The 24,786-nt window shown below is 69.7% G+C and carries 23 protein-coding genes; 19 read left to right on the plus strand and 4 right to left on the minus strand.

The genetic code is table 11. The annotated features are described in order from the left end of the window. Together ACIBTS_RS01720 and ACIBTS_RS01725 are read right to left on the minus strand one after the other, a co-directional pair. Positions 1 to 1,230 (minus strand): DUF349 domain-containing protein, encoded by a 1,230-nt coding sequence (locus tag ACIBTS_RS01720; RefSeq protein WP_319671189.1) that lies wholly within the window; start codon positions 1,228 to 1,230, stop codon positions 1 to 3. A gap of 179 nt (positions 1,231 to 1,409) precedes the next feature. Continuing rightward, positions 1,410 to 2,225 (minus strand): peptidylprolyl isomerase, encoded by an 816-nt coding sequence (locus tag ACIBTS_RS01725; protein WP_399315825.1) that lies wholly within the window; start codon positions 2,223 to 2,225, stop codon positions 1,410 to 1,412. A 179-nt stretch (positions 2,226 to 2,404) separates the two neighbouring features. Between ACIBTS_RS01725 and ACIBTS_RS01730 the strand changes: the two genes are divergently transcribed. The 19 genes from ACIBTS_RS01730 (at position 2,405) to ACIBTS_RS01820 (ending at position 22,547) form a co-directional block, all read left to right on the plus strand. Next, positions 2,405 to 3,121 carry an MBL fold metallo-hydrolase gene (locus tag ACIBTS_RS01730; RefSeq protein WP_399315826.1) on the plus strand — a complete coding sequence of 239 codons (717 nt, stop codon included), beginning with the start codon at positions 2,405 to 2,407 and terminating at the stop codon, positions 3,119 to 3,121. Positions 3,122 to 3,133: 12 nt separating this feature from the next. Further along, the gene (hisS, locus tag ACIBTS_RS01735; protein WP_399315827.1) at positions 3,134 to 4,396 is read left to right on the plus strand and encodes a histidine--tRNA ligase; all 1,263 of its coding nucleotides are present in this window, start codon (positions 3,134 to 3,136) and stop codon (positions 4,394 to 4,396) included. 202 nt (positions 4,397 to 4,598) lie between these two features. Next, positions 4,599 to 5,258 carry a vitamin K epoxide reductase family protein gene (locus ACIBTS_RS01740; RefSeq protein ID WP_319671193.1) on the plus strand — a complete coding sequence of 220 codons (660 nt, stop codon included), beginning with the start codon at positions 4,599 to 4,601 and terminating at the stop codon, positions 5,256 to 5,258. Between the two features lie 71 nt (positions 5,259 to 5,329). After that, positions 5,330 to 6,685 carry a replication-associated recombination protein A gene (locus ACIBTS_RS01745; RefSeq protein WP_399315828.1) on the plus strand — a complete coding sequence of 452 codons (1,356 nt, stop codon included), beginning with the start codon at positions 5,330 to 5,332 and terminating at the stop codon, positions 6,683 to 6,685. Between the two features lie 311 nt (positions 6,686 to 6,996). After that, positions 6,997 to 7,611 carry a 30S ribosomal protein S4 gene (gene rpsD, locus ACIBTS_RS01750; RefSeq protein ID WP_079663510.1) on the plus strand — a complete coding sequence of 205 codons (615 nt, stop codon included), beginning with the start codon at positions 6,997 to 6,999 and terminating at the stop codon, positions 7,609 to 7,611. A gap of 181 nt (positions 7,612 to 7,792) precedes the next feature. Continuing rightward, positions 7,793 to 8,233, plus strand: coding sequence for a DUF948 domain-containing protein (locus tag ACIBTS_RS01755; RefSeq protein ID WP_399315829.1), 441 nt, complete (start codon positions 7,793 to 7,795; stop codon positions 8,231 to 8,233). 9 nt (positions 8,234 to 8,242) lie between these two features. Further along, positions 8,243 to 8,596, plus strand: coding sequence for a hypothetical protein (locus tag ACIBTS_RS01760; protein ID WP_319671195.1), 354 nt, complete (start codon positions 8,243 to 8,245; stop codon positions 8,594 to 8,596). Then, the gene (gene alaS, locus ACIBTS_RS01765) at positions 8,596 to 11,268 is read left to right on the plus strand and encodes an alanine--tRNA ligase (protein WP_399315830.1); all 2,673 of its coding nucleotides are present in this window, start codon (positions 8,596 to 8,598) and stop codon (positions 11,266 to 11,268) included. The genes ACIBTS_RS01760 and alaS overlap by 1 nt, the downstream gene beginning before the upstream one ends. 8 nt (positions 11,269 to 11,276) lie before the next feature. Then, positions 11,277 to 11,741, plus strand: coding sequence for a Holliday junction resolvase RuvX (gene ruvX, locus ACIBTS_RS01770; RefSeq protein WP_079665190.1), 465 nt, complete (start codon positions 11,277 to 11,279; stop codon positions 11,739 to 11,741). A 123-nt stretch (positions 11,742 to 11,864) separates the two neighbouring features. Then, entirely contained in the window at positions 11,865 to 13,649 is a 1,785-nt protein-coding gene (gene mltG, locus ACIBTS_RS01775; RefSeq protein WP_399315831.1) for an endolytic transglycosylase MltG, read from the plus strand. Then, entirely contained in the window at positions 13,630 to 14,487 is an 858-nt protein-coding gene (locus tag ACIBTS_RS01780) for a shikimate dehydrogenase (protein WP_399315832.1), read from the plus strand. The genes mltG and ACIBTS_RS01780 overlap by 20 nt, the downstream gene beginning before the upstream one ends. A 171-nt stretch (positions 14,488 to 14,658) precedes the next feature. Further along, a complete protein-coding gene (aroC, locus tag ACIBTS_RS01785; RefSeq protein ID WP_399315834.1) occupies positions 14,659 to 15,843 on the plus strand; it encodes a chorismate synthase in 1,185 nt (394 codons plus the stop codon). Next, positions 15,840 to 16,355 carry a shikimate kinase gene (locus ACIBTS_RS01790; RefSeq protein WP_319334812.1) on the plus strand — a complete coding sequence of 172 codons (516 nt, stop codon included), beginning with the start codon at positions 15,840 to 15,842 and terminating at the stop codon, positions 16,353 to 16,355. Before aroC ends, ACIBTS_RS01790 begins: the two co-directional genes overlap by 4 nt. Next, on the plus strand, positions 16,352 to 17,446 hold the full coding sequence (gene aroB / locus ACIBTS_RS01795; protein ID WP_399315835.1) for a 3-dehydroquinate synthase: 1,095 nt from the start codon (positions 16,352 to 16,354) through the stop codon (positions 17,444 to 17,446). Before ACIBTS_RS01790 ends, aroB begins: the two co-directional genes overlap by 4 nt. Before the next feature lie 208 nt (positions 17,447 to 17,654). Beyond that, positions 17,655 to 18,536 carry a Pro-rich N-terminal domain-containing protein gene (locus ACIBTS_RS01800; RefSeq protein ID WP_334583229.1) on the plus strand — a complete coding sequence of 294 codons (882 nt, stop codon included), beginning with the start codon at positions 17,655 to 17,657 and terminating at the stop codon, positions 18,534 to 18,536. Between the two features lie 61 nt (positions 18,537 to 18,597). Further along, positions 18,598 to 19,704, plus strand: a complete 1,107-nt coding sequence (locus ACIBTS_RS01805; RefSeq protein WP_319675062.1) for an aminopeptidase P family protein — start codon at positions 18,598 to 18,600, stop codon at positions 19,702 to 19,704. A gap of 51 nt (positions 19,705 to 19,755) precedes the next feature. Next, positions 19,756 to 20,322: an elongation factor P gene (gene efp, locus ACIBTS_RS01810; RefSeq protein WP_020117452.1), complete on the plus strand. Its 567-nt coding sequence runs from the start codon at positions 19,756 to 19,758 to the stop codon at positions 20,320 to 20,322. A 2-nt stretch (positions 20,323 to 20,324) separates the two neighbouring features. Continuing rightward, positions 20,325 to 20,759 carry a transcription antitermination factor NusB gene (gene nusB / locus ACIBTS_RS01815; protein ID WP_079663522.1) on the plus strand — a complete coding sequence of 145 codons (435 nt, stop codon included), beginning with the start codon at positions 20,325 to 20,327 and terminating at the stop codon, positions 20,757 to 20,759. Between the two features lie 417 nt (positions 20,760 to 21,176). Beyond that, positions 21,177 to 22,547 carry a glycoside hydrolase family 43 protein gene (locus tag ACIBTS_RS01820; RefSeq protein WP_399315836.1) on the plus strand — a complete coding sequence of 457 codons (1,371 nt, stop codon included), beginning with the start codon at positions 21,177 to 21,179 and terminating at the stop codon, positions 22,545 to 22,547. A 13-nt stretch (positions 22,548 to 22,560) separates the two neighbouring features. Here the strand turns inward: ACIBTS_RS01820 and ACIBTS_RS01825 are convergent, their stop codons facing one another. Beyond that, entirely contained in the window at positions 22,561 to 23,601 is a 1,041-nt protein-coding gene (locus ACIBTS_RS01825; protein ID WP_399315837.1) for an aromatic amino acid lyase, read from the minus strand. 50 nt (positions 23,602 to 23,651) lie between these two features. Then, positions 23,652 to 24,611, minus strand: a complete 960-nt coding sequence (locus ACIBTS_RS01830) for an ABC transporter substrate-binding protein (protein ID WP_399315838.1) — start codon at positions 24,609 to 24,611, stop codon at positions 23,652 to 23,654. Positions 24,612 to 24,786 lie beyond the last annotated feature (175 nt).

Here is a 24,786-nt window from a genome sequence, read left to right on the forward strand (position 1 = left end):
CTAGCCGCCGAACTCGTGCAGGCCCTTCAGCGCCTGGTCCAGCAGCGCCTGGCGACCCTCCAGCTCCCGCTCCAGCTTGTCGGCCTTCGCCGAGTTGCCCTGGGCGCGAGCCTGCTCGATCTGCGTCCGCAGCTTGTCCACGGCGGCCTGGAGCTGACCGGTCAGACCCTCGGCACGCGCGCGTGCCTCCGGGTTCGTCCGGCGCCACTCGGCCTCCTCGGACTCCTGGATCGCCCGCTCCACCGCGTGCATCCGGCCCTCGACCTTCGGCCGTGCGTCACGCGGGACGTGGCCGATGGCCTCCCAGCGTTCGTTGATCGAGCGGAACGCGGCCCGCGTCGCCTTCAGGTCACCGATCGGCAGGAGCTTCTCGGCCTCCTCGGCCAGCTCCTCCTTGAGCTTCAGGTTCTCCGTCTGCTCCGCGTCCCGCTCGGCGAAGACCGAGCTGCGGGCGGCGAAGAAGACGTCCTGGGCGCCGCGGAAGCGGTTCCACAGGTCGTCTTCGTGCTCGCGCTGGGCGCGGCCCGCCGCCTTCCACTCCGCCATCAGCTCGCGGTAGCGCGCGGCCGTCGGACCCCAGTCCGTCGAACCGGACAGCCCCTCGGCCTCGGAGACCAGTCGCTCCTTGATCCGGCGGGCGTCCTCGCGCTGCGCGTCCAACTGCGCGAAGTGCGCCTTGCGGCGCTTGGAGAACGCCGAACGCGCGTGCGAGAACCGGTGCCACAACTCGTCGTCCGACTTGCGGTCCAGCCGCGGCAGACCCTTCCAGGTGTCCACCAGGGAGCGCAGCCGCTCACCGGCGGCCCGCCACTGGTCGGACTGCGCGAGCTGCTCCGCCTCGATGACCAGGTCCTCCTTGGCCTTGCGGGCCTCGTCGGACTGCTTCGCGCGCTGCTGCTTGCGCTCCTCGCGCCGCGACTCGACGGTCGCCACCAGCTTGTCCAGCCGGTCCCGCAGGGCCTGGAGATCGCCGACCGCGTGGTGCGCGTCCACCTGCTCGCGGATGTGGTCGATGGCGACCTGCGCGTCCTTCGCCGACAGATCCGTGGTCTGCACTCGCTTCTCGAGGAGGCCGATCTCGACAACCAGGCCCTCGTACTTGCGCTCGAAGTAGGCCAGGGCTTCCTCGGGGGAGCCTGCCTGCCAGGAACCGACCACCTGCTCGCCGTCGGCCGTACGCACGTACACGGTGCCCGTCTCGTCGACGCGGCCCCACGGGTCGCTGCTCACAGCGCCTCCTCCACATGATGCCTCCGAGGGGCTTCAGCGCCCCTGGGCATCGTCCACAGTTTCGTCACGGCCAACATAGGCGACCGGCGGGCCGCCTGTCCGCATCCAGCGCGACCGAAATTGCGCAGTTGACCGCGCCTTAGTCGTCGGGTTGTCGTCGGGTTGTCGTCAGTTCGTCGTCAGGTTTTCGTGACCGTCGCCTTGTTGATCACGACCGTCGCGTTCGGGGCCCCGTCACCGCCGCCCGTGTTCTCGCCCGCGGCGGCGATCTTCCGCAGAACCTTCATGCCGTCGGCCGACACCGTACCGAACGGCGTGTAGCTGGGCGGCAGCTGACTGTCCTGGTAGACGAGGAAGAACTGGCTGCCGCCGGTGTGCGGCTGCCCGGTGTTGGCCATCGCGATCGTGCCCGCGGGGTAGGTGTTGCTCTTGAGGCTGGCGTCCTTCAGGTTCTCGTCCGGAATGGTGTAGCCGGGGCCGCCGCTGCCCTGGCCCGTCGGGTCGCCGCACTGCAGCACGTAGATGCCTTTGGTGGTGAGCCGGTGGCACTTGGTGTGGTCGAAGTAGCCCTTGCCGGCGAGGAAGTCGAACGAGTTCACCGTGTGCGGCGCGGCCTTGGCCTTCAGCGCTATGCCGATGTCACCGCAGGTCGTCGCGAGCGTCATCGTGTACTTCGCCGACGTGTCGATCGTGACCGCCGGCTCCTTCTTCCAGGTCTGCGTCTTGATCGAGCCCGCGGCCGGCTTCTCGCACGGGTCCTTCGCGGCGCTGGGCGACGCGGAGGGCGTGGTCTCGGAGCTCGCGTTCGTCTTGTCGTCGTCCTTCAGGACGCCGGTCGTGTACAGCGCCAGGCTGCCGATGATGATCACGCCGAGCACCGACGCGATCACCGAGTTGCGCATGCGCGCCTTGCGCCGGGCGGAGGTGCGCCGCTGCTGCTGCCGCAAGAACTTCTCCCGGGCGAGCTGACGCTTCCGCTGTTCCTGGGTGACCACCGCGTTCTCTCCTCGTGCGTCTCGTACGTCGACTGGGGCGCGTGCGTCTTGTGAGCCGACCGCCTGCGTGTGCCCCGTACCGTATATGGGTTCGCTGAGGAAACGGCAGCGCCGGTAGGCTCTGACCACTGGCGCAGCCGTCAGAAGCCCACGCGTATCGACACAAACGAAGGACGATCGTGCTCATTGCCGGGTTCCCCGCCGGGGCCTGGGGGACGAACTGTTATCTCGTCGCCCCCGCCGCCGGTGAGGAGTGCGTGATCATCGACCCGGGCCACCAGGCGGCCCCCGGAGTCGAGGAAGCGCTCAGGAAGCATCGGCTCAAGCCCGTCGCCGTCGTCCTCACCCACGGCCACATCGACCATGTGGCCTCGGTCGTCCCGGTGTGCGGCGCGCATGACATACCGGCCTGGATCCACCCCGAGGACCGGTTCATGATGAGCGACCCCGAGAAGGCGCTCGGCCGGTCCCTCGGGATGCCGCTGATGGGCGAGCTGACCGTCGGGGAGCCGGACGACGTCCGGGAGTTGACCGACGGCGTGCGGCTGGACCTGGCGGGTCTGGAGTTCTCCGTCGCGCACGCGCCGGGCCATACCAAGGGGTCGGTGACCTTCCGGATGCCCGAGACAACCGAGATCCCGTCGGTCTTCTTCTCCGGGGATCTGCTGTTCGCCGGCTCCATCGGACGCACCGACATGCCCGGCGGCGACATGGCCGAGATGCTCGACTCGCTGGCCCGCGTGTGCCTGCCGCTCGACGACTCGACCGTGGTGCTGTCCGGCCACGGCCCCCAGACGACCATCGGCCAGGAGCGCGCCACCAACCAGTATCTGCGGCAGGTGGCGGCCGCCGGCCAGGGAGAGGGCCCTTCGGCTCCTCCCCGACGAGGAATGTGACGAGAGACTTCCGTGAGCACCTTTCAGGCCCCCAAGGGCACGTACGACCTTCTGCCCCCCGACTCGGCCAAGTACCTGGCCGTCCGCGAGGCGATCGCCGCGCCACTGCGCAACTCCGGGTACGGCTACATCGAGACGCCCGGCTTCGAGAGCGTCGAGCTGTTCGCGCGTGGTGTCGGTGAGTCCACCGACATCGTGACCAAGGAGATGTACGCCTTCGAGACCAAGGGCGGCGACAAGCTGGCCCTGCGCCCCGAGGGAACCGCCTCCGTGCTGCGCGCGGCGCTGGAGGCCAACCTGCACAAGGCCGGCAACCTCCCGGTCAAGCTCTGGTACTCCGGCTCGTACTACCGCTACGAGCGCCCCCAGAAGGGCCGTTACCGCCACTTCTCCCAGGTCGGCGCCGAGGCGATCGGCGCGGAGGACCCGGCGCTGGACGCCGAGCTGATCATCCTCGCGGACCAGGCGTACCGCTCCCTGGGGCTGCGCGACTTCCGCATCCTGCTGAACAGCCTGGGCGACAAGGAGTGCCGTCCGGTGTACCGCGCCGCGCTGCAGGACTTCCTGCGCGGCCTGGACCTGGACGAGGACACCCTGCGCCGCGCGGAGATCAACCCGCTGCGCGTCCTGGACGACAAGCGCGAGTCGGTCCAGAAGCAGCTCAGGGAAGCCCCGCTGCTGCGCGACTACCTCTGCGACGCCTGCAAGGCGTACCACGAGGAGGTCCGCGAGCTGATCACGGCGGCGGGCGTCGCCTTCGAGGACGACCCGAAGCTGGTCCGCGGCCTGGACTACTACACGCGTACGACGTTCGAGTTCGTCCACGACGGGCTGGGCTCCCAGTCCGCGGTGGGCGGCGGCGGCCGCTACGACGGCCTCTCCGAGATGCTCGGCGGCCCCGCACTGCCGTCGGTGGGCTGGGCACTGGGCGTCGACCGCACGGTCCTCGCCCTGGAGGCGGAGGGCGTCGAGCTCGAACTCCCCTCCACGACCAGCGTGTTCGCGGTGCCGCTGGGCGAGGAGGCCCGCCGGGTCCTGTTCGCCAAGGTCACCGAGCTCCGCAAGGTCGGCATCGCGGCCGACTTCTCCTACGGCGGCAAGGGGCTCAAGGGCGCCATGAAGAACGCCAACCGCAGCGGGGCGCGCTACGCGATCGTCGCCGGTGAACGCGACCTCGCCGAGGGAGTCGTCCAGCTCAAGGACATGGAGACCGGTGAGCAGGCGGCGGTCGGCGTGAACGAGATCGTGGCGGAACTGGAGTCGAGGCTCGGTTAGGGCCCCACGAGGGTGCCGGATCGTCCGGTCCGGCACCCTTCGCTCGGGTGTGCTGCCCCGGCTCGCCCATCGGCCGAAACCGAACGCCCGGAGGCGCCCGCGCGTACTTCCTTATGCCCACTGAACGGTGGACACACGGCCCCGTGCGGCACAATGGCCTCTGCCCGAAGATGGTCCAACTCTCAAGTGACGGATCGGCGTGATGAGCAAGACGACAGTCAAAGACGTCTCCACGGAGTCCGAGCCCGAGCGCGTCGCCGCGACCGAGCCCCGGACGGTGGGCGGCAGCCGTGCGTTCGCGATCCTGCTGCTGATCACCGGCGCGGCCGGTCTGCTCGCCGCGTGGGTCATCACGATCGACAAGTTCAAGATCCTCGAAGGCAAGGTGGACGGCAAGACGTTCACCCCCAGCTGCAGCATCAACCCGATCGTGTCCTGCGGCAGCGTCATGGAGAGCAAGCAGGCCGCCGTCTTCGGCTTCCCCAACCCGATGCTCGGCCTCGTCGCCTACGGCATCGTCATCTGTGTCGGCATGAGCCTGCTGGCCCGGGCGAGCTTCCCCCGCTGGTACTGGCTGACCTTCAACTTCGGCACGCTCTTCGGCGTGTCCTTCTGCACCTGGCTGCAGTACCAGTCCCTGTACGAGATCAACGCCCTGTGCCTGTGGTGCTCACTGGCCTGGGTCGCGACGATCACCATGTTCTGGTACGTCACCTCGTTCAACGTGCGCAACGGCCTGCTGCCCGCACCGGGCTGGCTGAAGCGGTTCTTCGGCGAGTTCACCTGGGTCCTGCCGGCCACTCATGTCGGCATCATCGCCATGCTGATCCTGACCCGCTGGGGCACCGACCTCTGGGCCTGAGCCCGGCCGCGGACCGGCCCCGGACCCGGCCCCGGACAGGACTGTCGGACCCCTGACGTAGGCTCCGATGTGTGGAGCCCGACCTGTTCACCGCCGCAGCAGAAGACCGCCAGGAGAAGGACCCCGCAGGGAGCCCCCTGGCGGTCCGGATGCGTCCGCGCACGCTCGACGAGGTGGTGGGCCAGCAGCACCTGCTGAAGCCGGGCTCACCCCTGCGCCGCCTGGTCGGCGACGGCGCCAAGGGCCCGGCGGGCCCGTCGTCCGTGATCCTCTGGGGACCGCCCGGCACGGGGAAGACGACTCTGGCGTACGTCGTCTCCAAGGCCACCAACAAGCGGTTCGTGGAGCTGTCGGCCATCACCGCGGGCGTCAAGGAGGTCCGCTCGGTCATCGACGGCGCCCGCCGCGCCATCGGCGGCTACGGCAAGGAGACCGTCCTCTTCCTCGACGAGATCCACCGCTTCAGCAAGGCCCAGCAGGACTCCCTCCTCCCGGCCGTCGAGAACCGCTGGGTGACGCTGATCGCGGCGACGACGGAGAACCCGTACTTCTCGGTCATCTCCCCGCTCCTGTCCCGCTCCCTGCTGCTGACCCTCGAACCCCTCACCGACGACGACCTCCGCGATCTCGTCAAGCGCGCACTGGCCGACGACCGCGGCCTCAAGGGCGCCGTCACCCTCCCCGAGGACACCAAGGCCCATCTCCTGCGCATCGCCGGCGGCGACGCCCGCCGCGCCCTGACCGCGCTGGAGGCCGCCGCCGGCGCCGCCCTCGACCAGGACGAGACCGAGATCAGCCTGCAGACCCTGGAGCAGACGGTCGACCGCGCGGCCGTGAAGTACGACCGCGACGGCGACCAGCACTACGACGTCGCCAGTGCGCTGATCAAGTCCATCCGGGGCTCGGACGTCGACGCCGCCCTGCACTACCTGGCCCGCATGATCGAGGCCGGCGAGGACCCCCGCTTCATCGCCCGCCGCCTGATGATCTCCGCCAGCGAGGACATCGGCCTCGCCGATCCGGGCGCGCTGCCGATCGCGGTCGCCGCCGCCCAGGCCGTCGCCATGATCGGCTTCCCCGAGGCCGCCCTCACCCTCAGTCACGCCACCATCGCCCTGGCCCTGGCTCCCAAGTCCAACGCCGCGACGACAGCGATCGGCGCCGCCCTGGAGGACGTACGCAAGGGACTGGCGGGACCGGTCCCGCCGCATCTGCGTGACGGGCACTACAAGGGCGCGGCCAAGCTGGGGCACGCGCAGGGGTACGTGTATCCGCACGACCTGCCGGAGGGCATCGCCGCCCAGCAGTACGCCCCGGACGCGATCCACGGCCGGGAGTACTACGCGCCCACCCGGCACGGCGCCGAGGCCCGCTACGCGGACGCGGTCGAGTGGACCAGACAGCACCTCGGTCGCAAGGGGTCGTGAGCACCCTGTAGACTCGCCCGAAGTGCTGCGTCCCGTGCAGTCAGAACGGGACAGTCAGCCGGAGCCCCGGTCCTTCTGGGATCGGATCGGCTCCAGGAGCGTCGCGCACCGTTGAACGGTGTCGCGGGCAGCCCACCACCACCCGAAGTTCCGGGAACGGTCGGTGGGCCACTCGCGTGCTGCACGTATGTGCCCAGACCAGGGGAGCGGCTGCCCGGCAGGTTCCGAGCGGACCCGGCGGGTTTCCCCGGCTGCGGATGCGACCTCCCTCAACTCTGACAAGCCGGAAAACTAGGAAAGAGACACAGACAGTGGCGAATCAGTCCCGCCCCAAGGTCAAGAAGTCGCGTGCCCTCGGCATCGCGCTGACCCCGAAGGCCGTCAAGTACTTCGAGGCCCGCCCCTACCCGCCGGGCGAGCACGGCCGTGGCCGCAAGCAGAACTCGGACTACAAGGTCCGTCTGCTCGAGAAGCAGCGTCTGCGCGCGCAGTACGACGTGTCCGAGCGTCAGCTCGTCCGCGCCTACGAGCGTGCCTCCAAGGTCCAGGGCAAGACCGGTGAGGCCCTGATCATCGAGCTCGAGCGCCGCCTCGACGCGCTGGTCCTGCGTTCGGGCATCGCCCGCACGATCTACCAGGCCCGCCAGATGGTCGTCCACGGCCACATCGAGGTCAACGGCCAGAAGGTCGACAAGCCGTCCTTCCGCGTCCGTCCCGACGACGTCGTGATGGTCCGCGAGCGCAGCCGCGAGAAGACCCTCTTCGCGATCGCCCGTGAGGGCGGCTTCGCCCCCGACGGCGAGACCCCGCGCTACCTCCAGGTGAACCTCCGCTCCCTGGCGTTCCGCCTGGACCGTGAGCCGAACCGCAAGGAGATCCCGGTGATCTGCGACGAGCAGCTCGTCGTCGAGTACTACGCCCGCTGATCCTTTCCCGGATCGTGCTGCGGTCGTAGGACTTCTGCGCCCAGGCCCGTCGTCTCCCTGCCTCCCCGGCAGGCGGGGCGGCGGGCCTTCGCACACCCCTAATCCGGTACGGAACGGCAGCGACGGCGCGATAGGCTCGGAACCCAATCGATTTCGCCGAAGAGCGGGAAGCAGGTGCACGGTGTCCGGTGGTGAGGTGGCCGGAATCCTGGTGGCCGTCTTCTGGGCGATCCTGGTCTCCTTCCTCGCCGTCGCGCTGGCAAGGCTGGCCCAGACGCTCAGGGCGACCACCCGGCTGGTCGCGGACGTGACCGAACAGGCCGTCCCGCTGCTGGCCGACGCCTCCGCGGCGGTGCGCTCCGCGCAGACCCAGATCGACCGGGTCGACGCGATCGCCACCGACGTCCAGGAAGTCACGTCGAATGCCTCCGCGCTCTCGACGACCGTCGCCTCCACCTTCGGCGGCCCCCTGGTCAAGGTCGCCGCCTTCGGGTACGGGGTGCGCCGGGCCCTCGGCGGCCGCAAGGAAGCCGCGCCCGCCGGCAAGCCCCGGCGTACCGTGATCGCGGGCCGCACGGTCTCCCGGCGGGAGAAGCGGAACGCCCGTGGAAAGAGGGACTGAGAGCCAGCCATGTTCCGCCGTACCTTCTGGTTCACCACGGGCGTAGCCGCCGGTGTCTGGGCCACCACCAAGGTCAACCGCAAGCTGAGGCAGCTGACCCCCGAGAGCCTCGCCGCGACCGCGGCCAACAAGGCGCTCGAGACGGGAGCGCGCCTGAAGGACCGCGCGGTGGGCTTCGCCCTCGACGTCCGCGACAACATGGCCCAGCGGGAGGCCGAGCTGGGGGAGGCGCTGGGGATCCACGAGGACCCCGAACTCCCCGCACCCAGGCGGTACGCCGCCATCGAGAACAGCAGCACACCGAAGAACGCCAAGTACATCGAGAACACGACGTACTCGTACAACCGGAATGAGGACCACTGATGGAGTCGGCCGAGATTCGCCGCCGCTGGCTGAGCTTCTTCGAGGAGCGCGGGCACACCGTCGTCCCTTCGGCGTCGCTCATCGCGGACGACCCGACTCTGCTCCTCGTCCCGGCCGGCATGGTGCCCTTCAAGCCCTACTTCCTGGGTGAGGTCAAGCCGCCCTTCGCGCGCGCCACCAGCGTGCAGAAGTGCGTGCGCACGCCCGACATCGAAGAGGTCGGCAAGACCACCCGCCACGGCACTTTCTTCCAGATGTGCGGCAACTTCTCCTTCGGCGACTACTTCAAGGAAGGCGCCATCAGCTACGCCTGGGAGCTGCTCACCACGCCCCAGGACAAGGGCGGTTACGGCCTGGAGCCGGAGAAGCTCTGGATCACCGTCTACAAGGACGACGACGAGGCCGAGCGCATCTGGCACGAGGTCGTCGGCGTGCCCAAGGAGCGCATCCAGCGCCTCGGCATGAAGGACAACTACTGGTCCATGGGCGTCCCCGGCCCCTGCGGACCGTGTTCCGAGATCAACTACGACCGTGGCCCCGAGTTCGGCGTCGAGGGCGGCCCCGCCGTCAACGACGAGCGGTACGTGGAGATCTGGAACCTCGTCTTCATGCAGTACGAGCGCGGCGAGGGCATCGGCAAGGACAACTTCGAGATCCTCGGCGACCTGCCGAGCAAGAACATCGACACGGGCCTCGGCATGGAGCGCCTCGCCATGATTCTGCAGGGCGTGCAGAACATGTACGAGATCGACACCTCCATGGCCGTCATCAAGAAGGCCACCGAGCTGACCGGCGTCCAGTACGGCGACGCCCACGACTCGGACGTCTCCCTGCGCGTGGTCACCGACCACATGCGCACCTCGGTGATGCTCATCGGCGACGGCGTGACCCCCGGCAACGAGGGCCGCGGTTACGTGCTGCGCCGCATCATGCGCCGCGCCATCCGCAACATGCGCCTGCTCGGCGCCACGGGTCCGGTCGTCAAGGACCTCATCGACACGGTCATCGAGATGATGGGACAGCAGTACCCGGAGCTCGTCACCGACCGCGAGCGCATCGAGAAGGTCGCCCTCGCCGAGGAGAACGCCTTCCTCAAGACGCTGAAGGCCGGCACCAACATCCTCGACACGGCCGTCACCGAGACCAAGCAGTCCGGCGGCACGGTCCTCGCCGGCGACAAGGCGTTCCTGCTCCACGACACCTGGGGCTTCCCGATCGACCTCACCCTGGAGATGGCCGCCGAACAGGGCCTCTCCGTGGACGAGGACGGCTTCCGCCGTCTGATGAAGGAACAGCGGGAGCGCGCCAAGGCCGACGCCCAGGCCAAGAAGACCGGTCACGCCGGCGCCGGCGCCTACCGCGAGATCGCCGACCAGGCCGGCGAGACCGAGTTCATCGGCTACTCCGACACCGAGGGCGAGTCCACGATCGTCGGCATCCTCGTCGACGGCGCCTCCTCCCCGGCCGCCACCGAGGGCGACGAGGTCGAGATCGTCCTGGATCGAACCCCGTTCTACGCCGAGGGCGGCGGCCAGATCGGCGACACCGGCCGGATCAAGGTCGACACCGGCGCCGTCATCGAGATCCGCGACTGCCAGAAGCCGGTTCCGGGCGTCTACGTCCACAAGGGCGTGGTCCAGTTCGGCGAGGTGACGGTCGGCGCCAAGGCCCACGCCGCCATCGACAACCGTCGTCGTACGGCCATCGCCCGCGCCCACTCGGCCACCCACCTCACCCACCAGGCGCTGCGCGACGCCCTCGGCCCGACGGCCGCCCAGGCCGGTTCCGAGAACCAGCCCGGCCGGTTCCGCTTCGACTTCGGCTCCCCGTCCGCCGTCCCCACGGCCGTGATGACCGACGTCGAGCAGCAGATCAACGAGGTGCTCGCCCGTGACCTCGACGTGCGCGCCGACATCATGGGCATCGACGAGGCCAAGAAGCAGGGTGCCATCGCCGAGTTCGGCGAGAAGTACGGCGAGCGGGTCCGCGTCGTGACCATCGGCGACTTCTCCAAGGAGCTGTGCGGTGGCACCCATGTGCACAACACCTCCCAGCTGGGCCTGGTGAAGCTGCTCGGCGAGTCGTCGATCGGCTCGGGTGTGCGCCGGATCGAGGCCCTTGTAGGCGTCGACGCCTACAACTTCCTGGCCCGCGAGCACACGGTCGTCGCCCAGCTCCAGGAGCTGATCAAGGGCCGTCCGGAGGAGCTCCCGGAGAAGGTCTCCGCCATGCTCGGCAAGCTGAAGGACGCCGAGAAGGAGATCGAGAAGTTCCGTGCGGAGAAGGTGCTCCAGGCCGCCGCCGGTCTCGTCGAGTCGGCCAAGGACGTGCGCGGTGTCGCCGTCGTCACCGGTCAGGTGCCGGACGGCACGACCCCGGACGACCTGCGCAAGCTGGTCCTCGACGTGCGCGGCCGGATCCAGGGCGGACGCGCCGCCGTGGTCGCCCTGTTCACGGTCAACAACGGCAAGCCGCTGACGGTCATCGCCACCAACGAGGCCGCCCGCGAGCGCGGCCTCAAGGCCGGCGAGCTGGTCCGTACGGCCGCGGGGACGCTCGGCGGGGGCGGTGGCGGCAAGCCGGACGTCGCCCAGGGCGGCGGCCAGAACCCGGCCGCGATCGGCGAGGCCGTCGACGCCGTCGAGCGGCTCGTGGTGGAAACGTCCAAGTGAGCCATCCGATGCGGAAGGGCCGTCGACTCGCGATCGACGTCGGGGACGCCCGGATCGGGGTCGCCTCGTGCGACCCCGACGGGATCCTCGCCACCCCGGTCGAGACGGTCCCCGGCCGGGACCTCCCGGCGGCTCACCGCCGCCTCGGACAGCTGGTCGAGGAGTACGAGCCGATCGAGGTCGTCGTCGGTCTCCCTCGCTCCCTCAAGGGGGGCGAGGGCCCGGCCGCGGTAAAGGTTCGCGGCTTCGCCCAGGAGCTGGCCAAGGGCATCGCCCCCGTCCCGGTCCGGCTCGTCGACGAGCGGATGACGACGGTGACGGCCAGTCAGGGACTGCGCGCCTCAGGGGTGAAGTCGAAGAAAGGCCGGTCGGTGATCGACCAGGCAGCCGCTGTGATCATCCTTCAGCAGGCGCTGGAATCCGAACGGGTGTCAGGTAAAGCACCGGGCGAGGGCGTCGAAGTGGTCATCTGATCGCGATACGGTAACGTTCCGCGCGATGCGGCGGTGTTCGAACAGCTGCCGCACAGAGAGAGGCGGAACGGTGACGGGCCTGCAAAAGCCGCGTGATCGCCGCCTCGCGGCTCTAGGGGATCGATGACTGAGTATGGCCGGGGCCCAGGCTCCGAACCGTGGCATCCGGAGGACCCGTTGTACGGGGACGGCGGATGGGAAGGGCAGCAGGCCCACGTGGGTCATCAGCCTGTCTACGGCGGCCAGCAGCAGCACCACTACCCGCAGCAGCCGCAGCAGGAGTACGGCGACTGGGGCCAAGGACAGGCGCAGCAGTACGACCAGCAGCAGTACGACCCGCAGTACCAGGGCTACGACCAGCAGCAGTACGCCGAACAGGGCCCGCAGCAGTACGCCCACCAGAACCACCAGAACCACCAGAACCACCAGAACCATCAGAACCAGCAGGGCTACCAAGAGGGTTATCAGGAGGGCGGCTGGGACGGCACGGGCACGCATGCCCATGTCCCGTACGCGGCCGACCCCGGTGACCCCTACGGCCAGCAGGCCGCGGCCTACGGCGCGGAGCAGCCCGACTTCTACGGCACTCCGGACGCGTATCCGCCGCCGGAGCCGCCCGCCCGGCGACGCCCCGAGCCCGAACCGGCCCAGACGGAGCCGGAACCGGAGCCCGACCAGAACCCCGACTGGGATCCCGGCCCCGACCAGGGCGAGCACGCCTTCTTCGCAGGGGGCGGTGCCGAGGACGACGAGGACGACGACGAGCCCGAGGGCCGCGGGAATCGCCGGGGCCGAGGCGGCAAGGGCGCCAAGGGGGCGAAGAGCAAGAAGAGCCGCAACGGCTGCGCCTGCCTGGTCGTCGTATTGGTGTTCGCCGGTGGCATCGGCGGCGTCGGCTACTTCGGCTACCACTACTACAAGAATCGTTACGGCGCGGCTCCGGACTACACGGGCGCCGGCACCGCCCAGAGTGTGAGCGTCGAGGTTCCCAGGGGATCCGGCGGAGCGGCCATCGGCCGACTGCTGAAGGAAGCCGGCGTCGTCAAGAGCGTGGACGCGTTCGTCTCCGCGTTCACGAGCAATCCCCAGGCGGACAGCATCCAGGCGGGCGCGTACATCCTCAAGAAGGAGATGTCCGCGAAAAGCGCCGTCGCGATGATGCTCGATCCGAAGAGCCAGGCCAATGTGGTGGTCGCGCCGGGCCAGCGGAACGTGGGCGTTTACAAGAGCATCGACACAAAGCTCGGTCTTGCCTCCGGAGCCACCCGGAAGGTGGCGGAAACCCAGTACAAGAAGCTCGGGCTGCCCAGCTGGGCGAACGACAACAGCAACATCAAGGACCCGCTGGAAGGCTTCCTTTTCCCGGGTACCTATCCCGCGGCCAAGGGCATGAAGCCGGAGGCCATCCTGAAGGCGATGGTCGCCCACGCCAATGAGGTGTACGGCGGCTACAACCTCGACGCCAAGGCCAAGGCGCTCAAGCTGGAGAGTCCGCTGCAGGTCATCACGGTCGCCAGTCTCGTCCAGGCCGAGGGCAAGACGCACGAGGACTACCGCAAGATGGCGGAGGTCGTCTACAACCGGCTCAAGCCCACGAACGACCAGACCAACCGACTGCTCCAGTTCGACTCGACCTTCAATTACCTGAAGGGCGAGAGCAAGATCCATATCAGCGCGTCCGAGATCAACAGCAACAAGGACCCCTACAACACCTACACCAACAAGGGTCTGCCGCCCGGTCCGATCGGCAATCCCGGCGACGACGCGCTGAAGGCCACGCTGAATCCGACCGTCGACGGCTGGATCTATTTCGTGGCCACCGACGGTGAGAGCAACACCGAATTCGCCAAGACCTTCGCGGAATTCCAGAAACTCAAGGACAAGTTCGATGCCAGCACGGGCAACTGACGCCCGCCGGGCCGCGGTACTCGGCAGCCCGATCGCCCACTCCCTCTCCCCGGCGCTGCACCGCGCCGCGTACGAGGCGCTGGAGCTCACCGGCTGGACGTACGACCGCTTCGAGGTCGACGAGGCGGCCCTGCCCGCTTTCGTCGACGGGCTCGGCGCCGAGTGGGCCGGGCTGTCGCTGACCATGCCGCTGAAGCGTGCGGTCATCCCGTTGCTCGACGAGATCAGCGAGACGGCGGCCTCCGTCGACGCGGTCAACACCCTGGTGTTCACCGAGGACGGCCGCCGTGTCGGCGACAACACCGACATCCCCGGCATGGTCGCCGCCCTGCGCGAGCACGGCGTCGAACAGGTCGACTCGGCCGCGATCCTCGGCGCCGGCGCCACCGCGTCCTCCGCGCTGGCGGCCCTGGCCCGGGTCTGCACCGGCGAGATCGTCGCCTACGTCCGCAAGCCGGCCCGCGCCGCAGAGATGCGGCAGTGGGGCGAGCGGCTCGACGTCGGGGTCCGGATCGCCGACTGGGCGGACGCCGCCGACGCCCTGCACTTCCCGCTGGTCGTCGCGACCACCCCGGCCGGTGCCACGGACGCCCTCGCCGTCTCGGTGCCGGAGCGCCCCGCCACCCTCTTCGACGTGCTCTACGACCCCTGGCCGACGGAACTGGCCGCCCGGTGGTCCATGTTCGGCGGCGCCGTCGTCAGCGGCCTCGACCTGCTCGTGCACCAGGCGGTGTTCCAGGTGGAGCAGATGACCGGCCGCGCCCCGGCTCCCGTGGAGGCCATGCGCAAGGCGGGCGAACACGCTCTCGCCGCACGTCGGGCATCGCACGATCGCTGACCCGCCCGTCCGCCGCTCCGTCCGCTGGATGGACCGGCGACCGTGTCCGGGGCCCGGACGTGGGAGGATCGGAGGTGGCGGGCCCGGGCCGCGCACCCGGTCACGCCGACGACGTACGCAAGGACGCGCGTGCGGCACGGCATAACGGGGCGCGAGACTTGAGGAGCATCGTTGAGCAGGCTGCGTTGGCTGACCGCGGGGGAGTCCCACGGTCCCGCACTTGTCGCCACGCTGGAGGGACTTCCCGCCGGCGTGCCGATCACCACGGACATGGTGGCCGACCACCTGGTGCGACGGCGGCTCGGCTACGGGCGTGGCGCGCGGATGAAGTTCGAGCGCGACGAGGTCACCTTCCTCGGCGGCGTCCGGCACGGTCTCACCCTGGGTTCCCCGGTGGCGGTCATGGTGGGCAACACCGAGTGGCCGAAGTGGGAGCAGGTCATGGCGGCCGACCCGGTCGACCCGGAGATCCTCGCGGGCCTCGCCCGCAACGCCCCGCTGACCCGCCCGCGGCCCGGCCACGCGGACCTCGCCGGGATGCAGAAGTACGGCTTCGACGAGGCCCGGCCGATCCTGGAACGCGCCTCCGCGCGGGAGACGGCCGCCCGGGTCGCGCTCGGCGCGGTGGCCCGGTCGTACCTGAAGGAGACGGCCGGCATCGAGATCGTCTCCCACGTCGTGGAGCTGGCCGCGGCCAAGGCGCCCTACGGCGTCGTGCCGACCCCGGCCGACGTCGAGAAGCTGGACGCCGACCCGGTGCGCTGCCTGGACGCGGACGCGTCGAAGGCGATGGTCGCGGAGATCGACCAGGCCCACAAGGACGGCGACACCCTCGGCGGCGTCGTCGAGGTGCTGGCCTACGACGTCCCGGTCGGGCTGGGCTCGCACGTGCACTGGGACCGCCGCCTGGACGCCAGGCTGGCCGCGGCCCTGATGGGCATCCAGGCGATCAAGGGCGTCGAGGTCGGCGACGGCTTCGGCCTCGCGCGCGTGCCGGGTTCGAAGGCGCACGACGAGATCGTCACCACGCCCGAGGGCATCCGCCGCTCCACCGGCCGCTCCGGCGGCACCGAGGGCGGTCTGACCACGGGTGAGGTGCTGCGGGTGCGGGCGGCGATGAAGCCGATCGCGACCGTGCCGCGGGCGCTGCGCACGGTGGACGTGGTCACGGGTGAGGCGACGCAGGCGCACCACCAGCGCTCGGACGTGTGCGCGGTGCCGGCGGCCGGGATCGTGGCCGAGGCGATGGTCGCCCTCGTCCTGGCGGACGCGGTGGCCGAGAAGTTCGGCGGCGACTCGGTGCCCGAGACCCGCCGCAACGTCCGGTCGTACCTCGACCACCTGCACATCCGATGAGCGGGCCGCTGGTCGTCCTGGTCGGGCCGATGGGCGTCGGCAAGTCCACCGTCGGACAGCTGCTGGCCGAACGGCTGGGCGCCGGCTACCGGGACACCGACGACGACATCGTCGCCGAGCAGGGCCGCAGCATCGCGGAGATCTTCGTCGACGAAGGCGAGGAGGCCTTCCGCGCCATCGAGAAGCAGGCAGTGCACCGCGCGCTCGCCGAGCACGACGGCATCCTCGCGCTCGGCGGCGGCTCGATCCTGGACGCCGACACGCGCGGCCTGCTGGCCGGGCAGCGCGTGGTCTACCTCGCGATGGACGTCGAGGAAGCCGTCAAGCGCACCGGCCTCAACGCGGCCCGCCCGCTGCTCGCCGTCAACCCGCGCAAGCAGTGGCGGGAGCTGATGGAGGCCCGCCGTCACCTGTACGAGGGTGTTGCCACGGCGGTGGTCGCGACGGACGGTCGCACGCCTGAAGAGGTCGCCCAAGCAGCCCTGGACGCTTTGGAGTTGAAGGAAGCATGAGCAGCGAGTCCGTGACGCGGATCCGGGTCGGCGGCAGCGCGGGATCCGAACCCTACGAGGTTCTGGTCGGCCGTCAGCTGTTGGGGGAGCTCGGCGGGCTGATCGGTGACCGCGTCAAGCGGGTCGCGGTGATCCATCCCGAGGCGCTGGCGGAGACCGGGGACGCGCTCCGCGCCGACCTGGCCGGGCAGGGCTTCGAGGCCGTCGCCATCCAGGTGCCCAACGCGGAGGAGGCCAAGACCGCGGAGGTCGCCGCCTACTGCTGGAAGGCGCTGGGCCAGTCCGGGTTCACGCGCACGGACGTCGTGGTGGGCGTGGGCGGCGGTGCGACCACCGACCTCGCGGGGTTCGTCGCGGCGACCTGGCTGCGCGGCGTGCGCTGGATCGCCGTGCCGACCACCGTGCTGGCCATGGTCGACGCGGCCGTCGGCGGCAAGACCGGCATCAACACCGCCGAGGGCAAGAACCTCGTCGGTTCCTTCCACCCGCCGGCCGGCGTGCTGTGCGACCTGGCGGCGCTGGACTCCCTCCCGGTCAACGACTACGTGTCGGGTCTGGCGGAGATCATCAAGGCCGGTTTCATCGCCGACCCGGTGATCCTGGACCTGATCGAGTCCGACCCCGAGTCCGCCCGCACCCCGGCGGGCCCGCACACCGCCGAGCTGATCGAGCGCTCCATCAGGGTCAAGGCGGACGTGGTGTCGTCCGACCTGAAGGAGTCGGGGCTGCGGGAGATCCTCAACTACGGTCACACCCTCGCGCACGCCATCGAGAAGAACGAGCGCTACAAGTGGCGGCATGGCGCGGCCGTGTCTGTGGGCATGCACTTCGCCGCCGAACTGGGCCGCCTTGCGGGCCGGTTGGACGACGCCACGGCCGACCGCCACCGCACGGTTCTGGAGTCGGTGGGCCTGCCGCTGCACTACCGGTACGACCAGTGGCCCAAGCTGCTGGAGACGATGAAGGTCGACAAGAAGTCCCGCGGCGACCTGCTGCGCTTCATCGTCCTGGACGGTCTGGCCAAGCCCACCGTGCTGGAAGGCCCGGACCCGGCCGTCCTGCTCGCCGCGTACGGCGAGGTGGGCGAGTAGGACCGCGGGACGAGCCAGGCGGACCGCAGGATGGCCGAGTAAGTCCGCCCGCTCCCCTTCCGCCCGATTCGCCTTCCACACCGGGCACTTCGGACCGCCCCCGGCCGTTCACCAATCGACGGCCGGGGGCGGTACCGTTCAGTGGCGAAGAGGGGTCCGCACCCCCACAACCAGCGCCCATTGCCTGTACGAGACGGAGTGGCACCGGATGCAGCACGCAGTGGGTTCTCCGCTGCCGCCGCCCCACCAGCCGGGGCACGGTCCGGCCCCCGGCTGGTCGCCGGGCGCGGGACACCCGGGCCCGCACCAGCCCGGCAGCGCCCCCCAGCCGCAGCCCGGATACCTCGGCGCCCCCTCGGGCCCGGTCCCGCCCGCGCCCCAGCCGCCGGTGCCGCCCGTGCCGCCTCCCCCCGCCCCGCAGCACGCCCCCGTTCCGCAGGGCGTCGACGCGACGGGGCACGTCCCACTGCCGCCCGGCGGCCCCGTCGCCATGCCCAGCGCGCCGCCCGCCCCGACGGTCCCGGACCCGACGGCCACGACGCTCGCGGTCCTGCTGATCGGTCCCGCGGGCGCCGGCAAGACCAGCGTCGCCAAGTACTGGGCCGACCACCGCCGGGTGCCCACCGCCCACGTCAGCCTCGACGACGTACGCGAATGGGTCCGCTCGGGCTTCGCCGACCCGCAGTCCGGATGGAACGACCACTCCGAGGCCCAGTACCGCCTCGCCCGCCGCACCTGCGGCTTCGCCGCGCGCAACTTCCTCGCCAACGGCATCTCGTGCATCCTGGACGACGCGATCTTCCCCGATCGCCCGGCCGTGGGCCTGGGTGGCTGGAAACGGCATGTGGGCCCGGGCCTCCTGCCCGTCGTCCTCCTCCCCGGCCTGGAAGTCGTCCTGGAACGCAACGCCGAACGCTCCGGCAACCGCCGCCTCACCGACGAGGAGGTCGCCCGCATCCACGGCCGCATGGCCGGCTGGTACGGCTCGGGCCTCCCCATCATCGACAACTCCCAACTGGACGTCCCCACAACGGCACGGGTCCTGAACGACGTACTGGCCCGCGCCATCGCCAGCCCCCCGAAGTGGTAACGGCGTCCCCCGAACGCTTCTCCAACCAGCACAATCCGGCCACCCCTCCTACGCTCGTCTCATGTCAGAGGTGCACGAGGTTCGCCGATCCCGCCTACGGGAGCGCTGCAACGCGGCCGGCAGCGTGGCAGCGCTGGTCTCTCGCCCCGCCAACGTGAGATACCTCGCGGGCGCGGCCCCGCACGGCGCCGTCCTGTTGCTGGGCAGACGCGAGGACCTCCTCGTGTGCGTCGGCCCGCTCGACGACCGTCCGGGCGAGGGGCGACCGGACGACGCCCTGCGGGTCCACTCCCTCTCCCACGCCGGAGGCGATCCGGCGGTCGCCGCCGCCGACCTCCTCATGGCCCAGGGCGGAGACTCCCTCGCGGTCGAGGAACACCACCTCACGGTGGCCCGGCACCGGGAACTCCGCTCGGTCGCCCCGCGCCTGCGCCTGGCGGACCTGGGCGGCGCGGTGGAACAGCTCCGCGTCGTGAAGGACGAGGAGGAGATCTCCTGTCTCCGCATCGGCGCCGAGATCGCCGACCAGGCCCTTGGGGAGCTGCTGGAGTCCATCCTGGTCGGGCGGACGGAACGGCATCTCGCCCTCGAACTGGAGCGGCGCCTCGTCGACCACGGCGCCGACGGCCCCGCCTTCGCCACGTCCGTCGCCACCGGACCGAATTCCGGCCGGCGAGGACACCGGCCGTCCGACCGACGCGTCGAGGAGGGCGACTTCCTCACCGTCTGCCTGGGCGCGGCCTACCGCGGCTACCGCTGTGAGATCGGCCGAACCTTCGTGATCGGCACGTCCCCGGCGGACTGGCAGGTAGAGCTGTACGACCTCGTCTTCGCCGCTCAGCGGGCCGGACGCGAGGCCCTGACGCCCGGCGCCGCCTACCGTGACGTGGACCGCGCGGCACGCCAGGTGCTGGACTCCGCGGGGTACTCCGAGGGCCTCCCGGCGATCATCGGGCACGGCGTCGGACTCGAAAACGAAGAGGACCCGCAGTTGACTCCCGCGGCCATGGGTAAACTGGACGCTTGCGTGCCGGTCACCGTCGAACCGGGGGTCCACCTCCCGGGCCGGGGCGGTGTCCGGATCGATGACACGCTCGTCGTGCGCCCCGAGGCGGACGGCGGACCCGAGCTACTCACCATCACGACCAAGGAGCTGCTCGCCCTCTAGGCAGGTGCGTGCCCCGGGGTCGTCCACGTCAGTCCAGGAGATTCCGCAACCGTGGCTTCCACGAACGACCTCAAGAACGGCCTGGTGCTCAAGCTCGAAGGCGGCCAGCTCTGGTCCGTCGTCGAGTTCCAGCACGTCAAGCCCGGCAAGGGCCCGGCCTTCGTGCGCACCAAGCTCAAGAACGTGCTTTCCGGCAAGGTCGTCGACAAGACGTTCAACGCCGGCGTCAAGGTCGAGACGGCCACTGTCGACAAGCGCGACATGCAGTTCTCCTACATGGACGGCGAGTACTTCGTCTTCATGGACATGGAGACCTACGACCAGCTCATGGTCGACCGCAAGGCCGTCGGCGACGCCGCCAACTTCCTGATCGAGGGCTTCACCGCCACCGTCGCGCAGCACGAGGGCGAGGTGCTCTTCGTCGAGCTGCCGGCCGCCGTCGAGCTCGTCGTCCAGGAGACCGAGCCGGGCCTGCAGGGCGACCGCTCCACCGGTGGCACCAAGCCCGCGACCCTGGAGACCGGCCACCAGATCCAGGTCCCGCTCTTCATCACCACCGGTGAGAAGATCAAGGTCGACACCCGCACCAGCGACTACCTCGGCCGGGTGAACAGCTAACCGTGGCTGCCCGCAACACGGCCCGCAAGCGCGCCTTCCAGATCCTCTTCGAGGGCGACCAGCGCGGAGCCGACGTCCTGACCGTCCTCGCGGACTGGGTCCGGCTCTCCAGAGCCGACACCCGGCAGCCGCCGGTGAGCGAGTACACGATGCAGCTGGTGGAGGGCTACGCGCAGCACGCGCGGCGCATCGACGAGCTGATCTCCCAGTACTCGGTCGGCTGGACGCTGGACCGGATGCCGGTCGTCGACCGCAACATCCTTCGTCTCGGCGCCTACGAGCTGATCTGGGCCGACGAGACGCCGGACGCGGTCGTCCTCGACGAGATGGTGCAGCTGGCGAAGGAGTTCTCCACGGACGAGTCGCCCTCGTTCGTGAACGGCCTGCTCGGCCGCCTCAAGGAGCTCAAGCCGACCCTGCGCAGGGACGACGCCTAGGGCGTGTTTCGAAAGTAGCGTCGTCTGCCCGAAGGGCAGGCCCGGCGGCGTCATGGGGGTCCCCCCGCTCGAGCGAGGCCGAGAGTGGGGGAGCGTGCGATCGCAAGGCGGAGGGTCGCCCCGATACTGGTTGTATCGGGGCGATCCGACAACGCGGCGAGCGGGCGTGCCAGGCGTCGCCGGGCAGACGGGACTTTTGAAACACGACCTAGGACCTGGCCGTCGGTGGGATCGTCGGATTTTCCATCGGCCGCACACAGAAACAAGGCGGGAAACCGCCAAGCCTGTCCCAGTGATTGACCTGCTCCTCTCGCGCCCCTACCTTCTGACCGACTCGCCGAACTTGGTTCGATATATCGAATGATGGATCGGTGTCAGTCCGCAGCAAAGGGCACCCCCGCACCCCCTGGAGCGCACATGACCCCCAACCCGTCCCGCCGCCTCTTCCTCGGCGCGGCCGCCTCCGTCCCCCTGGCCCTCACCGTGGGCGTCCCCGCCGCCCACGCGGCCGACTCGGCGTACGTGATGGGCTACTTCACCGAGGCGAACGACCTCGGGGCCGGCACCGACTACGGTCTCCATCTCGCCGTCAGCACCGACGGGTTGCGCTGGATGCCGCTGAACCAGAACAACCCCGTGGTCACACCTACCGAGGGCGCCGGTGGGCTGCGCGACCCGTTCATCCTGCGCAAGCAGGACGGCACCTTCGTGGTGCTCGCCACCGACCTCAAGGGCACCGACTGGAATTACGTCAGCCAGTACGTCCACGTGTGGAACTCGACCGACCTGCGCACCTTCACCGGCTACCACCGGCTGAAGCTGCACGACATGAACACCCACAGCTGGGCGCCGGAGGCGTTCTGGGACGCGGGCCGGGGGCAGTACGCGCTCATCTACTCCGCGGTCAACTCCAGCGGCCACAACGTGATCATGGTGAACTACACGACCGACTTCGTCACGGCCTCAGCCCCCCAGGTCTTCTTCGACCCCGGCTACGACGTGATCGACGGTGACATGGCCGTCGGCGTGAACGGCGTGAACTACCTCTACTTCAAGAAGGACCAGACGCTCGTGGGCGCGCGGTCCACCTCCCTCGATCCGGGGAGCTTCACGGTCTTCAACACGGGGGTCGCACACGGCGGAACCGAGGCGCCGACCCTGGTCAAGTCCCTGACGTCCAACACCTGGTGGCTCTGGGGCGACACGTACACCCCCAACGGCGTCTTCTACGCCTGGCAGTCCACCGACCTTTCGGCGGGCACCTGGACCGCGCTGGACCAGAGAACGTACACCCAGCCGCTCAACTCCAAGCACTGCGGCATCACGACGATCACCAGCACCCAGTACAACAACCTGGTCGCCAAGTGGGGCGCGCCCACGTGGAACCGGCTCAAGTCCTACAACTTCCCCGACCGTTACGTCCGCCACTCCGACTACGTCGGCCGCATCGACACGTACCCGTTCGTTCCGTACACCGACTCGCTGTGGAAGCTGGTACCCGGCCTGGCCGACAGCTCCGGGGTCTCCTTCCAGTCGGTGAACTACCCGACCCGCTACCTGCGGCACTACAACTACCAACTCCAACTCGACGTCAACGACGGCACGTCGACGTTCGCCGGGGACGCGACGTTCTACCGTACGGCCGGCCTGGCGGACGCCGGGTGGTCTTCGTTCCGCTCGTACAACTACCCGACCCGCTACATCCGGCACTCGAACTACGTGCTGCGCATCGACCCGATCTCGACGACCACGGAGAAGCAGGACGCGACGTTCTACGTGGGCTACTGAGTTCCGCTCCCGCTCACAACTCGGCGAGGATCGGCAGTAGTCGGGCCGCTGTCGTCACATCGCCGGTCAGCGGGCGGTCCTCCGTGCCGGCGGGCAGGGCGGCCGCAGCCACTGCGAAGACCTCCGTCGGCGGCGGCATCGAGGGCGCGTGAGGATGCGGGGGCGGGTGCGGGTGCATCCTCAACGCCCTTACTGCGGCTACGAGTTCGCAGGCCAGGACGGTGGTGTAGGCGTCCGTGGCGCGCAGGGTCTGACGGGCGGCCTGTCCGGCGAAGCTGGCGGCCTCCTCCAGGCCCCGCGAGAGGACTGCGTGGCCGGCCGAGGCGGGGGTCGTGCAGGAACGCAGTTCCGCCAGCGCGGAGTTGGCCGTGTATTCCAGGATCATCGTGCCCGAACTGCTCGCGGGCCCCGCCCCGAGGAACGCGGGCAGGCCGGTGAGCCCGGGGTCGCCGAACGCGGCCAGACGGGCGGCGGAGAGCTGCGCGGTCTGCAACAGCGCGAGGTTGGCGGCGTCCAGGGCGAGCCCCAGGGGTGCGGCGAAGAAGCCGCCGTGGTGGTAGGCGGCGGTGCTTCCGGGATCCATGAGGGGGTTCTCCGAGGGGCAGTTGACCTCCACCTCCAGAATCTCGCGCAGCCGCTCACAGGCGTCCAGGGCACAGCCGTGCGCCTGGGGGAAGGCGCGGAACCCGAACGGGTTCTGGACACGGTCGCCCGGGTGGTGCGTCGGCCGGTCGGGCCAACCGAGCAGCCGCCGCATCTCACCGGCCGCGCGGGCGGCACCGGGATAGGGCCGTAGGGCGTGCACGGGTGCGGCGTACGCCTCCGGCGATCCGGACACCGCGGCGAGTCGCTGGGCGCCGACGCCGGTGCCGCGGCCGTACAGCCGGCCGGTGGCGGCGAGCCGTCGCGCGGTCCGCCAGGAGCGCACGGCCCGTTCGCGCGCCTCGGGGGCCACCGTGGGTACCGCCTCACCGTCGGCGAGCGCGATCAGCTCGCCGACGGTGAGGGTGGTTCCGTTCAGGACGACCCGGGCGCCGTTTGCTGTTGTGTCCAACGACTCAATCGTTCAACGATGCAACGGTTCAACAGGGTGGCGAGGGAACGTCAGCCCAGGCCGGCCGACTTCAGCCAGGCCTTGGCGACGTCCAGCGGGTCCTTGCTCTCCAGCTGCACCTGGGAGTCCAGGTCGAGCAGGGTCTTCGTGTCGAGCTTGGCGGAGACGGCGTTGAGCGCGTCGACGCCCTCCTGGGAGAGTCCGCTCTTGTAGACCAGCGGCGTCACGTTCGCGAATCCGAAGAGGTTCTTCGGGTCCTGGAGGACGACGAACTTCTCCTTGGTGATGGTCGGGTCCGTGGTGAAGATATCCGCGGCCTGCACGGTGTTCTTCTTCAGCGCGGCCTGGGTCAGCGGGCCGCCCGCGTCGAGGGCCTTGAAGGACTTGAACTTCAGCCCGTACACCGACTCCAGACCGAGCATGCCCTGCTGACGGGTCTGGAACTCGGGCGAGCCGCCGAGAACCAGGTCGGGTGCGACGTCCTTGAGGTCGGCGAGGGTGGACGCCGCGGTGAGGTTGTACTTCTTCGCGGTGTCCGCGTTGACCGTGACGGAGTCCTTGTCCTCGGCCGGCGACGACTCCAGCAGCGTCAGCTTGGAGTCGAGCTTGGCCTTCGCCGCGGCGTTCACGGTCGCGAGCGAGGTCTGCGGGGCCTTCGCGTCCAGGTAGGCCAGCAGGGAGCCGTTGTACTCCGGCAGGACGGTGATGGAACCGTTCTTGAGCAGGCCGTACGTGGTCTCACGACTGCCGATGTTGGGCTTGTAGGACACCTTGATGCCCTTGGCCTTCAGGGCCTCGCCGTAGATGTCGGCGATCAGGATGCTCTCGGCGAAGTTGTTGGATCCGACGACCACCGTGTCGCCGGCCGCCTTGTCGCCTGCGAGCGGGTTGTCGGAGCTGTTGTCGGAGGAGGAGCATCCCGCCAGCAGGGCCGTCATGGCGGCGAGGGCGACGGCCGCCGCACCGGGGTGGTTCCTGAGGGACCTGCTGCTGTGGGCGTTGGAAGTCACGGTTCCCGTTCCGAACTGGGGGGTTGATGAAAACTCAAACACTCTGGCCTGATCCAATCCACCGGCTTCTTGATCAGTCAAGAGCAGCCGGGTTACCGATTGGCTTCGATCCGTGATCACTTGCGTACGGATCGGGAGACCTGTCTACCCCTCCCGAGGCCCCGGAAAGGCTGTT

Origin of the sequence: Streptomyces sp. NPDC050121 (genome assembly GCF_044460385.1) — a bacterium.
GTDB lineage: Bacteria > Actinomycetota > Actinomycetes > Streptomycetales > Streptomycetaceae > Streptomyces > Streptomyces soliscabiei.